12 protein-coding genes are annotated in these 12,437 nt (G+C 55.1%); 6 read left to right on the top strand and 6 right to left on the bottom strand.

Annotation, left to right across the window (positions count from 1 at the left end; genetic code table 11):
• Window positions 1–18 precede the first annotated feature (18 nt).
• Complete coding sequence (locus KVH01_RS17690; protein WP_217882286.1) at window positions 19–198, top strand: hypothetical protein; 180 nt, start codon at window positions 19–21, stop codon at window positions 196–198.
• Window positions 199–248: 50 nt separating this feature from the next.
• Here KVH01_RS17690 and KVH01_RS17685 read toward each other — a convergent pair whose 3' ends face one another.
• The 4 genes from KVH01_RS17685 to KVH01_RS17675 form a co-directional block, all read right to left on the bottom strand.
• Complete coding sequence (locus tag KVH01_RS17685; protein WP_225924266.1) at window positions 249–2,516, bottom strand: M10 family metallopeptidase C-terminal domain-containing protein; 2,268 nt, start codon at window positions 2,514–2,516, stop codon at window positions 249–251.
• Window positions 2,485–2,811 carry a hypothetical protein gene (locus KVH01_RS29960; protein ID WP_225924265.1) on the bottom strand — a complete coding sequence of 109 codons (327 nt, stop codon included), beginning with the start codon at window positions 2,809–2,811 and terminating at the stop codon, window positions 2,485–2,487. The genes KVH01_RS17685 and KVH01_RS29960 overlap by 32 nt, the downstream gene beginning before the upstream one ends.
• 29 nt (window positions 2,812–2,840) lie before the next feature.
• Window positions 2,841–4,736 carry a M10 family metallopeptidase C-terminal domain-containing protein gene (locus KVH01_RS17680; RefSeq protein WP_217882284.1) on the bottom strand — a complete coding sequence of 632 codons (1,896 nt, stop codon included), beginning with the start codon at window positions 4,734–4,736 and terminating at the stop codon, window positions 2,841–2,843.
• A gap of 324 nt (window positions 4,737–5,060) precedes the next feature.
• Window positions 5,061–6,467, bottom strand: a complete 1,407-nt coding sequence (locus KVH01_RS17675; RefSeq protein ID WP_217882283.1) for an aminotransferase-like domain-containing protein — start codon at window positions 6,465–6,467, stop codon at window positions 5,061–5,063.
• A 158-nt stretch (window positions 6,468–6,625) separates the two neighbouring features.
• Here KVH01_RS17675 and KVH01_RS17670 point away from each other — a divergent pair, with 158 nt between their 5' ends.
• The 5 genes from KVH01_RS17670 to KVH01_RS17650 all read left to right on the top strand — a co-directional run bounded on the left by KVH01_RS17670 (window position 6,626) and on the right by KVH01_RS17650 (window position 10,820).
• Entirely contained in the window at window positions 6,626–6,808 is a 183-nt protein-coding gene (locus KVH01_RS17670; RefSeq protein ID WP_217882282.1) for a rubredoxin, read from the top strand.
• A 27-nt stretch (window positions 6,809–6,835) separates the two neighbouring features.
• Complete coding sequence (locus KVH01_RS17665) at window positions 6,836–7,705, top strand: sugar phosphate isomerase/epimerase family protein (protein ID WP_217882281.1); 870 nt, start codon at window positions 6,836–6,838, stop codon at window positions 7,703–7,705.
• A gap of 68 nt (window positions 7,706–7,773) precedes the next feature.
• Complete coding sequence (locus KVH01_RS17660) at window positions 7,774–8,406, top strand: LysE family translocator (RefSeq protein ID WP_043051553.1); 633 nt, start codon at window positions 7,774–7,776, stop codon at window positions 8,404–8,406.
• Between the two features lie 78 nt (window positions 8,407–8,484).
• Window positions 8,485–9,543, top strand: coding sequence for a diguanylate cyclase (locus tag KVH01_RS17655; protein WP_217882280.1), 1,059 nt, complete (start codon window positions 8,485–8,487; stop codon window positions 9,541–9,543).
• Window positions 9,544–9,590: 47 nt separating this feature from the next.
• Window positions 9,591–10,820: a M20/M25/M40 family metallo-hydrolase gene (locus KVH01_RS17650; RefSeq protein WP_217882279.1), complete on the top strand. Its 1,230-nt coding sequence runs from the start codon at window positions 9,591–9,593 to the stop codon at window positions 10,818–10,820.
• A gap of 231 nt (window positions 10,821–11,051) precedes the next feature.
• Here KVH01_RS17650 and KVH01_RS17645 read toward each other — a convergent pair whose 3' ends face one another.
• Together KVH01_RS17645 and KVH01_RS17640 are read right to left on the bottom strand one after the other, a co-directional pair.
• Window positions 11,052–11,471: a hypothetical protein gene (locus tag KVH01_RS17645; RefSeq protein ID WP_217882278.1), complete on the bottom strand. Its 420-nt coding sequence runs from the start codon at window positions 11,469–11,471 to the stop codon at window positions 11,052–11,054.
• Between the two features lie 3 nt (window positions 11,472–11,474).
• The coding region (locus KVH01_RS17640; protein ID WP_217882277.1) for an RHS repeat domain-containing protein at window positions 11,475–12,437 on the bottom strand (963 nt) is incomplete at its 5' end.

Genomic DNA, 12,437 nt, shown 5'->3' with positions numbered 1-12,437 from the left:
CGCCTGTCTGGAACGATTATGAAGTTCAACCGCAAGAGCGTTACCGTGATCACTGATAATGGACAGCGTTGGAATATCTCGCCGCACCTGCTCTCGCCGATCAAAGATGCACAGACAGGGACGGTGGTGGATATCAAGCACAAGAAAACGTCGCAATGCACTTCGGCACCAGCAGCGCCCGCTGGTTCAAGGATGTGATACCCATTCAAGCGCAACGAGTCGCGTCATGTGTGGACGCGGTGTCCTTATCATGTCCACTCGCCCGAGCGGGCGAAGTGATTCAGTCTCTGTCTCATATGGAGGTTTCCCATGTAACTGTAAGGTGGCTGTTCCCTGGTCCACTGCCCGTTCTTATCGGCACGGAATGTAGCCGTCTCTCCTGCGCCAATTGTATAAGTGACTTGGTTTGTATTGATTTTGATGTTTTTGTCAGCCGTTGATTTGACCACCACTTGCTGCCCTTCGCGTAAACCTTTGGTAGGTAGGGTAATGGAAGACCGCCAGTTTTTTTCGTCTGCTTCAATATAGGTTCGTTTATAAACGGGCGTAGGCAGTACACCATCGGCCAGTGCCTGTGCGCGGTAAAACTGTTGAGTAGGGCGCCTCATCTCCCATGTCTCGGTTTTGGCACTGTAGATAAAGTCAATGGAGTCACCTTTGGTCAACTGCCATACGGTTGGAACGTTGATGTCAGATGTCTTGATGTCGATGGGAAATTTCAAGTCTGAATGCACTGTCAAAACATCACCGTCTATGGCCTCGCTGGGCAATATGGCTTCAGGCCTCCATTGGGTGGGTACGTTTTGCCACGCTCCGTTCTTGAATACTTGCCCTCCCTCCGAACTCAGTGAAATACGGGGGAGGGAAGAGCCAAGCAGAATTTTTGAACCAACCCATTGCGTCTCGTCGCCAGCGGGTTCAAGGCGCCAGGTATCGGTATATTTGGAATACCTGAGTGCACGTTTTTCACCCGGTTTGATTTCAAGATACTGTGTACCCTCCAAGCTGTCGTATATGACCTTTGTAGCATCCAGTGCCGTCATATTGATAACGACCAGGTCGTTATCCTTGGGGTGCTCTGGCATATCAATGTATCGGTTCCAGTTACCATTTCTCACTGAGAGTATTGTGATCGGCGAGTCCGTGTCTGGCACGCGCGAACTACCACTTGCAGTGGGGCCAAATTCGATATTCGGCAGTAATCGATAGGCGACGTTATCAGGCTTTACAACCGAGTCATCTGTCGAAGCTTGTGAGAGGGGCGACATCATGTTCTGGCGTATCTGCCTCGGTTGAAACGCTTTTGATAAGCCGGCAGGCGCTGGATGAATCAACGGCGGTTCTTGGCTTGATATTGCAGCTACAGGAGGTTGCTGCAGCGAGGAAACCAGCACATCCTCGGGGTGTATCTGGCCCACGGTTTTGATCAAAAGATCGGCTTGGCCGTTGCCTGTCAAATCTATTGCAAGGCTGCCGCGACCGCTTTTTGCGTCATAATCCAGGACGATCTCTCCCGCCTTGCTGGTAAAGCCTTCAACAAAAGCCGGATTGCTGACTCCACTGCTTTTTAGCACGCCAGAAAGATCGATTTTGTCAGTCCCACTGCTGAAGTCTGTGATCAGGTCGGGGTTGTCGGGGGCGGAGTCGCTGGCATGGTCGTAGATAAAAGTGTCCGCGCCATTGCCACCTTCCAAGGTGTCCGCGCCGGCGCCGCCCTTGAGTCGATTGTCGACGTGATTGCCAATCAATAAATCGTCGCCTGTTCCCCCAATGGCGTTTTCCAGCGTTACCCCTCTGGCAATAGAGACATTGCCTTTCATGCCGCCCACGTCGGAAAACGAGCGTTCATATAGGTTGATTTTTTGGTTTTGAGAAAACCCCGAAAAGTCCAGGGTGTCATTACCACCCCCGTCCCACACGCAGAAAAGCGGCTTGTCTTTCGCAGAGTTAAGGCTGAGAAAGTCGCGATCGGTATTTGAATTGAAACCGTAAACAGTATCAGTGTTTCTGGTTTCTAAGTTGGCGCCATAGAGTTTCTGCACAGCGGCTATGTCGTGCATCATGGCCGCTGCGGGCCGGGTTTCCTCACGCGCGCTCAAATACGTCGAATTGGTCACTGAAGACGTACGCGTCTGATAGCCGATATGCGAGTTTTTACCCGCATGCGGGCTCATTATCGTGTAGTCAAGGTTGTCTTTGGTGTGAAATGCCGTGTCGCCATGGACCTTTTTTCCGGTTGAGTCGATGTGGCTTCTGGTGGCGATTTGAAGTGGAGTATCCAAGCCGATGGCATTACCAATTGCGCGAGTTAACACACCACGCTGAAAGTGCTCGTGACCATAATCGGCAGCCTCAGTTGAGTTGTCTAATGCCACCCCAACCGTATGCCGACCTTCACCAACTTGCGTAAGCGTAGTTTGACTACCGTTGGAAAAAACTAATCGTTTGTCATAGCGAGTATGCTTCCCCATTAGGGCTTCAATCTCATCCGGAGGCGTAGGTTCTGGTCGCTCCATAAAACGGATGTTCGCCAAGTCTTCCCAGGATTGTAGTGCGCGTCGAGTCTGGTCTTTTTGATTTTCGTTTAGGTCGCTCGGGGTATGAAAGTGATGGTTTTGGCTTTTTTGTCTTGGAAAAAAATTCATAAATTACTTTGATAGTGCCATCTTGATTTAAATCACGTACGCCTCCATTAATCAATAGTTTGGCTGCCTGCTCGGTCGTCAGCGACGGTTTCGCGTTGACCAGTGGAGCTATCGGGCGCGTCATTGATTGAGGAACGTGGGCGTGAGAGTTGGCTGATAAGGTCATTGAGGTTCTCCAAAGTATGAAGGCAAGTGTTAGGGGTGTTTGCTTATAATGTCCTCGACTTTGACTTCGCCCCGAGATGTCATATAAAAATCTGCATTGCCATCGCCTGTTATATCAATGGCGAGACTGCTTTCGTTGTTTTTTTTGTTGTGGCGAATAATCGTATCGCCTATTTTTCTGGTGAATTGATTGACGAAGTTTAGGCTTTCAATATTTGCAGCCCTAAGAATATTGGAGACGTCGATTTTGTCTGTGCCCGTTGTAAAGTCGAGTATTTGATCAGGACGCTTAACGCTGGAGTCACTAATTTTTTCATAAATAAAGATATCTTTTCCTGCACCGCCCAATAATACGTCCGCACCCGCGCCGCCTGTAATATTATTGTCCCCATCATCACCCCGCAGCACATCATTGCCTTGAGTGCCCGTCATGAATCTGGTCGTGGGGGGTAATATGAGCGGTGGTGGTGGTACATAACCATCGGTACGGGCTCCGTCCGGAGTAAAGCGTGGCGGTGAGGTATCAACGGTTTTACGCAGTGACGGAGCGCTTAATACATCGGAGGGATAAATCCTGCCGTTGGCCTGGACCATGAAGTTTGCTTGACCTGTGCCGGTAAAATCGATCTTCAAGCGACCTAGATTATGACTCTCGTCGAAATCCAGCAAAGCTTCCCCCAGTCTTCCTGAAAATTGGCTTACGAAATGCAAGCCTCTCAGACCGTTGTTTTTCAGCAAGGTGGAAAGATCGATGCTGTCGGTACCACTGATAAAGTCAGTAATTAAATCGGGTTTTTCCGGGGTCGAGTCGGAAACGGCGTTATAGACAAACGTGTCTTTACCCTTGCCACCTGTCAGCTGATCCGTGCCAGAACCGCCCGTCAGGCGGTTATCTGCTTCATTTCCCAGAAGCTGATCATTGCCATGGCCGCCAATAGCATTCTCGAGGGTAACGCCCCTGGCGATGGAAACATTACCTTTCAGACCCGCCACATTGGAGAATGTCTGCTCGTTCAAGTTGATTTGTTGATCAGCCGTGAATTCGGAACAATCCAATGTGTCGTTTCCACCCCCGTCCCATATACAAAGTACCGGGAGGTCTTTGGGGGACTTGAAGGTCAGGGTTTCGCGCTCGGTGTTTGAATTGAAGCCATAGGTGGTGTCTGTATCTCGAGTGTTATAGTTTGCGCCGTAAAGTCTTTGGATTGCACTGATGTCATCCATCATGGGCGTACGTATAAATGACTTTCCGAAATCGTGACCACTATTTTTTTCGGAAAAATAGCTCATGATGTTATGGGCTCTAGTGTCCTCTTTGTAAATGGCGTCATTCTCGTGACTGGCTTGCGCATCATTGTAGTGCCCAGGGTGAGGCAAGCCCAGATGATGCCCTAACTCATGGATGGCTACGCTGGCAAACCGGGTATTAGGAAGTGTGGTTTCGTTTGGGTCCGCAAATTTTATGGCAACAAAACTTGTTCCAGGGACGGCTAGCCCACCTGGGTTGGGAGTTGTAAATTTGTGTATCGAGAGCGGTGCTTCAGCGTCCGGTGTGTTCTCCCTGAACTTTTGATCATCCACCCATTCGCTTTCTCGTGGATTTTCCTTGTAGATAACGTTGGCAATATCGGACCAACTTTGCATCGCAACTCTAAGTCCATGCTTTTGCGAATTGTTGAAGTTGGTGTTGATGTCGTGTTGATCAATAGGGTGATGTTGGTTGAGCTGGTAATAGATTGTTGTGTGGCCGTCTCGATTTCGGTCGTGCCATGTGGCTCCGTTACGTGAAATAATTCTACCGGCCTGAAAAGTATCCAGCGACATTTTCTTATCTTTATCTGCGTCGATTTCCTCGTCAGGCTCATATTGTGAAGCGCGAGCGGCCGAATGGTGTAGCGGAGCAGAGGAAGGGGAGATTTCGTTCATACCGTTTCCATGATGATATTTTATTTCGAGCTGAACTAACTGCGGTGCCCAGCAGACGCGAAGTTGTATCGCAAAGGGTAGTGGTGAAAAAAATAATAGGTTCCAGAGGCACGTGTTGCAAAATGCTGTTGAAGGGGGGTGTTAGTTTGTTGTTACGGTTGCATAGTGTTTATATGGGGCGCAGTATTAGGGTGGGTATAAAAATTAGTTAATAATATTGGGTTTCATAGAGTGGGTTTTTAAACCGCACTGCAGAAAACATTGTTATTGTTTTTCTCGGTGCCTCAATCGCATTAAGGCTCTCAGAGATCGAATCAAAACAAGTCAGCGCGGCGCCCCCCTCAATAGCGCCTCAAACACCCGCTGCACCCGTGGCTCATCGCTGTGGGCCACATTGAAGCGCATCGAGTCGCGATGGGCCGGGTCGTAGCCAAACAGCGCGCCGGGCGCGAGCACCATGCTGCGCTTCAATGCCTCCTGGGCCAGCAGTTCACCGTTGACCCCCGGCGGCAGGCGCGCCCAGATGAACATCCCGCCTTCATAGGCCATCGGCAGTTCGCAGCCGCAGCGCTTGAGCCATTGTTCGACGCGCCCACCGGCTTCCATCAGGCGTTGCACCATACGCTTGCGATGCTTGGCGTAGCTGCCTTCGCTGAGCATGCGGTAGACGATCTGTTCGAACAGTTCCGAGGTCACGCCGCCGCTCATCAGTTTCATGTTGGTCAGGTTGGCGGCCAGTTGCGGCGCGGCCACCACGTAGCTGACCCGGGTGTTGGCGCTGAGGATCTTCGAGAACCCTGACAGGTAGGTAACCTGGTCCAGCCCGGCGACGGCGGCCAGGCGCGGTGGCGGGTTGGGGTGCAGGTCACCGTAGAGGTCATCCTCGACGATATGGCAGTGGTACTGCTGGGTCAGTTGCAGCAGGCGAAATGCCTGGCTTGGGCTGAAGGAGTGGCCGGTGGGGTTATGTAACACGCTGGTGGTCAGGTACAGGCTGGGGCGGTGTTCGGCGAGCAAGGCTTCGAGGGCGGTGAAGTCGAAGCCGTCGGGGCGGCGCTCGATAGTGACGACCTTGACGCCGTGCAGCGCCAGGTTGGCGTGGAAGTTGAAGTAGCACGGCGCATCGAGCAGCACGGTGTCGCCGGGCCGGGCGAGCAGGCGCATAAGCATGTCCAGGCCCTGCACGGTATTGGGCGTCGTGATGATTTGCTCCACAGGTACCGACAGGCCCTCGCCATGCAGCTTCTGTTGCAACGCCTGGCGCAACGGCAGCAACCCCGCTGGCGTGCCCAGCCCGGCGATGCGCAACGACGGCGCGCGCACCACGCTGCGCATGGCCTGGCGAATGGCCTCGCCATTGAGCCATTCCTCCGGCAGGTGCCCGCCACCGGGACGCAGCTCGCCACTGGCGGTGACCAAGGGGCGGCGCAGTACGCTGAGCAGGTCCTGGGGCAACAGGTCGACCCAGGTCACCGATGCCGGGCGGGCGTTGTCCATGGCCACGAAATACCCACGACCCTGGCTGGAGGTGAGCAGGTGGCGCCCGCGCAGGCGGTCCAGCGCTTCGTTGAGGGTGAACTTGCTGACGCCCAGGACCTGGGTCAATTCACGCACCGACGGCAACTTGCTGCCCGGTGCCCATTCGCCGTTTTCGATGGACTGGCTGAACGCCTCGACGATCTGTTGCACCTTGGGCGTGCCATCCACAAAGGCGATAGCCGATACAAACATAAACCTTCCTTGTCTTTGCTGGTGCTTTTACCGGTGAAGTTAGGCCGGATTAGGCACTACTTTACCTGCCTTGTGCAATGCCAGTTCCCTAGACTGCGCGGCATCTCGCCAGGAGTTGGCGAAGTTTCCTACAAGCGGGCAATGGATTCTGCATTCTCATGAAGACTTATATGTGTGCTCCCTGCGGTTTTATGTACGTAGAAGAATTGGGTATCCCGGAAGACGGAATACCGGCAGGCACCCCTTGGGAAGAGGTACCTGAAGACTGGACATGCCCGGATTGCGGCGTGACCAAGGCCGACTTCATGGCCATCGAGCTCCCCGAATCTCTAGAAGCCTGACGCTCCATCCACGAAAGGAATCGCCCCATGGAAAGCAAACTGATCAACGCCACCGTGCCGTTCTGCACCGGTGTGGCCCACCAGAAATACCTGGGCGCCGAGAAGGGCCTGGAAACCGCCATCGAAGGCAACTGCACCCACTGGTACATCGACGGCAGCCTGTTTGGTGAAATGGTCGACGACTGGTCCGATGCGCGCATCGAAAGCCTGCAGGTGCAAATCGCGGCCACCGGTATCAAGCCGATCTTCCATGGCAACTTCAAGGCGCCCCTGGCCAGTGACGTCGAGGCGTTCCGTGCCGCGGCCGTGGAATATGTGAAGAAAGAAATCGATATCGCCAGCCGCCTGGGCGCGCCGCTGATCATTCATGGCGGTTGCATCGTCGAACCGAAAATGGTGCTGATGGCCAAAAAGGTCGCCCTGGAGCATTACCTGAAGTCGGTGCAGGAGCTGGCGATTTACGCCGAGGCCAAAGGCATGGATATCTACCTGGAAAACCTGTCCAACTACGTCAACTACCGGCCGTTCCACTACATCTTCACCCATGAAGCGGAATACGCCTTTGTCTTCGAGCGCCTGCAAGCCCACAGCAATCTGTATTTTTTCCTCGATGCCGGCCACGCCAACATCGAGAACGGCCTGCCGGCGGAAGTGGTGCGCAAGTATCACCACCTGATCAAGGGCATTTCCTTCAGCAACAACAACGGCGTGCAGGATCAGCACTTCGGCATCCATGACGGCAACTGTGACTATGCCGACGTCATGCAGGCCATCGTCGAGACCAACTGGAAAGGCCTGGTGGCCTTCGAAACCCGCAACCAGACCGCCAAGGCAGCCCTGGCTGATCTGGCGGTGATGTACCGCGAATCCCTGACGACCGAAATCGCTGTCGCCTGACGGGCCCAGGGGCGGGCGCTTGCGGCGCTCGCCCCGTTGCTGTTTCTATCCACTCAAGGTCTACGGCCATGACAAGTGCGTTAACCCTGTCTTCGTTTCTCTACTTCCTGCTGTTTTGCGCCACCATGACCTTCAGTCCCGGCCCCATGACCCTGCTGTTGCTGAGCCTGGGCTTGAAGGACGGCCTGCGCAGTTCGATCCCGGCGCAGATCGGCGCCAGCGTGTCGTACCTGATTTCCATCCTGATCTTTGCCGTCGGCTTCTCGGAGTTGATCAAGGGCAACCTCGCCATTACCCAGACCATCCAGTTTGTCGGCGTCGCCTACATCCTGTACCTGGCCTACAAGCAGTGGACCAGCAGCGGTGTGGCAATCAACAACGCCGGCACCGTGGAGGGCTCGCGCAGTCTGTTTGGCAAGGGGCTGTTGACCGGGTTTTCCAACCCCAAGACCATCATCATGTTCAGTGCGGTGTTCCCGCAGTTCGCCGGGTCGGGGGAACACAGTTCAGCGGCGGATATCGCCATCCTCGGCCTGACGTTCCTGTTGCTGCAATTTGCCAGCGGCTGCCTGTATTGCTATTTCGGCCAGCGTATCAAGCACGTGTTGGAAAACCCCAAGCGGCGGGTGTTGTTGCAGCGCATCACCGCGGTGTTGTTGTTGGGCGTGGCGTTGATGCTGGCACGTGGTTTTTCACACTGACGTCAGCTTCTAGGCGGTAGTGGCGATTTGCCGTTACCCTGATAGACTCCAGGCACTCACCCAGGATCGCACCCCACCATGCCAGCCGTCGGAGGAAATGGACTTCCGCTCGCTTCGCGCTTGTACAAATCACGCCTGCTGGGGCTGACGCTCGGCTTTATCTGCGTCGCGTTTGGCATGTATCCGCTGGGTCCCTCCGTGTGGGTGTGGGCCTGGATGCTGATCAACGCGTTTGTGTGGCCGCATGTGGCTTATCAAATTTCGTTGCGTGCGGCCCACACATTGCGCAGTGAACGCCGCAGCCTGCTGTTCGATTCCTTCTGCGGTGGCTTCTGGGTCGGCGCGATGCACTTCAACCCGCTGCCCAGCGTCACCACCTTGTCGATGATGAGCATGAACAACGTCGCTATCGGCGGCCCGCGCTTCATGCTCGCCGGCTGGCTGGCACAAATGCTGGGGCTGGGCACGGCGCTGCTGATATTCGCCCCGGCGTTTATCGCTGTGACCACCCAGGCCCAGGTGTATGCCTGCCTGCCGATCCTGATGCTGTATCCGATGGCCCTGGGTTGGATCTGCTATCGCCAGGCGGTAACCCTGGCCCGCCACAAGCGCGAGCTGCTGGCCCTGAGCCGTACCGACAGCCTCTCCGGCCTGCTCAACCACGGGGCCTGGAAAGACCACCTGGACATCGAATTCCAACGCTGCCGCCGAGGCCCGGCGGGTGCAGCCATCGCCTTGATCGACATCGACCACTTCAAGACCATCAACGACACCTACGGCCATGTGACCGGCGATATCGTGCTGCGCCAGTTGAGCAAGGTGCTGCGCCAGAACCTGCGCACCACCGACCTGGCCGGACGTTACGGCGGCGATGAATTCTGTGTGATCCTGCCAGACATGCCGCTCAACCGTGCCACTGAGGTCATGGAGGCGCTGCGCGATCGCTTCAACGCCTTGGCCTACGCTCAGGACCCGGCGCTGCGCGTCAGCTTGAGCATCGGCCTGGCGCTGTATCAGCCGGCCCATGCCGACGCCATCAGTTGGCTCAACGATGCCGACCAGGCGCTGTACGATGCCAAGAGCAGCGGGCGCAACCGCGTCAGCGCGGGGCAGGGGAGTTGGTTGCGCTCGGTCTAGTGGGGTAGGGTATTGGCGCACCTTCCAACAAAAACAAGGATCGGCCCATGCTCTTCACCTTCCCGCGTACCCTCCTGGCCGCCACCCTGGCCTTGTCCTTCGTCCTGCCGGCCTACAGCGCCGAGCCCCACAAGCAGATCCAGGCCGAGGCCGAACAGTACAAGGCCGAGGCCCTGAAACTGCTCGAACGCCTGGTGAACATCGATTCAGGTTCAGGCTACGAGCCGGGCCTGACCCAAGTGCGCGACATCGCCGTGGACGAGTTGAAACAGTTGGGTTTCAGCATTGAACTGGTGCCGGACAAAGCCGCCAATAACAGCCATGTGGTCGCCACGCTCAAGGGCACCGGCAAGGCCAAAATCCTGCTGATGGCCCACATGGACACCGTCTTCAAGGAAGGCTCGGCCGCCGAGCGCCCGTTCCACATCAAGGACGGCCGCGCCTATGGCCCCGGCGTCATGGATGACAAGGGCGGCATCGTCGCCGGCATCTACGCACTCAAAGTCCTGAAGAACCAGGGCTTTAAGGACTACGCGCAAATCACCTTCCTGCTCGACGCCAGCGAAGAAACCGGCTCCGAAGCCGCCTCCGAACTGATCCGCAACACTGCCAAGGGCCACGACGTGACCCTCAACCTCGAACCCGGCCGCCCAGCCGACGGCCTGGTGGTGTGGCGCAAAGGCAGTGCCACCGCCGTGGTCGAGGTCAAAGGCAAGGCCGCTCACGCCGGCGTCGCTCCGGAGCTGGGACGCAACGCCGCCATGGAAGCCGCGCACCAGATCCTGCAACTGGGCAAGCTGGGCGATGAAGACAAGAAAACCACCATCAACTTCACCGTGCTCAAGGCCGGCGACCGCACCAACGTCATCCCCGACCAGGCCACCGCCAAGGCCGACGTACGCGCCGCCTTGCCGGAAGAATTTGACCGGATCGAAAAGGACCTGGCCCGGGTTTCAGCCAACAAACTGATCCCCGAAACCGACGTGAAGACCAGCCTGCAACGCGGCTTACCGCCGATGCCGCAGACGGCCGAGTCGGATAAGTTGGTGGCGATAGCCCAGGGTATTTATGGTGAGCTGGGACGCAAGTTGACCATTGAAGGCAGCGGTGGGGCGGCGGACGCGAGTTTGTCGGCCGGGGTAGGTACGCCGACGTTGGATGGGTTTGGGATAGTGGGCGGGAATATTCACACACCGGAGGAATATGCCGAGGTGGAGAGTGTAGTGCCGCGGGTGTATTTGTTGAGCCGGATGATTATGGAACTGGCCAAGCGCTGATCAGATCCGGGATTACAGAACGAAGTAGATATAAATGTGGTGGGGGGCTTGGCTTGCAGCAGTGGCGATATCTCAGCCGCCGAATATTTACCTGATATGCCTCAATCCAAATGTGGGAGGGGGCAAGCCCCCGATGGCGGTGGGTCAGCTTGCATATGCATTGACTGAACTACTGCTATCGGGAGCAAGCCCCCTCCCACACTGGGCATTCAGTGTATCCAATACTGAGGGTTACCATGTGGAGGGGTCTTCGAGGCTGGCTTTTTGGAGATCTTCTTTCCAGACCTCGTTGGCTAGCCGATAGATGTCCGCGAAGAAGCCTCGGGGGTCGGCTATTTCTGTTTCGTCCCAGGCCATCGATGAATGCTCATCAGGGTCGTCTTCAAAGAAGGAGCCAAAGTCAAAGTTTTCAGTGTTTAGAGCAGTAACTAGGTTTTCAATTAATTTGTATTTGTGACGATAAGAGTATCTGGTATGAGGATCTAGGCAGTAATTTATAATTAGGTATTCCCTATCTTCCTCGTTGTTGGGGTTATAGGCATACAGCTCTTTTCCCTTGGTTTCTTCTCTGTCGTAAATATCGAAAGCTCCCACGAAATAGCGTAAGCTCGCGTCGAAAGGTATGCTTTCAGAGCATGGATGAAATAGCATTTTTCACTCCTTAATAGGGAATAGGGTAAATGGCGTGCCATCTTCACGGAATTTCATTTCGGCACCATTCATCGAAGGGTTAAATAATGGATTGTTCGGGTCCATCTTATTTGGCCTGTAGCCACGCCCAGCACCTGGCAGTTCTAGTCGGACTATATTGTTCTTGTTACCATCTATTCCGGTGTAACGCGGGAGTCCACGTTCAACCCTTGAAGTTGCCTTTGTCCAAGCCTGAAGCTGAAGCTTCCAACTGTTAAATTGTGAGCTGGGAACCCCTTTTCTCTTAAGCGGTAAGCTACCTGTTATGGGGTCCGTTCCATCTATCGAACGTTGACTCATTTTAGATGGCTCAACTTCTGGACCATGCTTGCCAACCATGTGCATGTCGTACTTTGCTTCGTATTCCAAAATTCGACGTTTTGCATTTGCCTCACTTAGCTCCTCTATTCTAGCCCGTCTATGATCCCCGGTCGGTTGAGGCGCTGAGGGTTGCCCCTCATCAACTCTTGCCTTTGCTATTGGGCTATCTGGGCCGGTTGTTGACTGACACCCATCCCTACCTGGACACGTATTTAGACCCAACGGGTCCACCCATCCCGTCGGGTTGGGCACGTACTGGTACCCATTGATCCCACCCGCCAACTTCACCGGATCCGGTGACAGGTAACGACCAATATCCGGATTGTAGTAGCGATGGCGGTTGTAGTGCAGACCGCTTTCCTGATCGAAATACTGTCCCTGGAAACGCAGCGGGTTATCGATCTTGCGTACGTCGAGCCGGGCGATTTGGCCGTAGGCGCGGTAGTGGGCGGACCAGACGATTTCGCCTTCAGGCGTGGTGAGTTCCTGCGGTGTGCCGAGGTGGTCGAGTTGGTAGTGGTAGGGCTTTGTTTCTTTTGGGCCGAAGCCTTCCAGTAGTGCAAATGGGCGAAAGCTGTTCGGCTCGTAGATGTAGCTGCGGTGACG

It is taken from the genome of Pseudomonas khavaziana (genome assembly GCF_019145205.1).
In the GTDB taxonomy this organism is placed as follows: Bacteria; Pseudomonadota; Gammaproteobacteria; order Pseudomonadales; family Pseudomonadaceae; genus Aquipseudomonas; species Aquipseudomonas khavaziana.
This window is presented reverse-complemented; position numbering and strand designations above follow the sequence as displayed.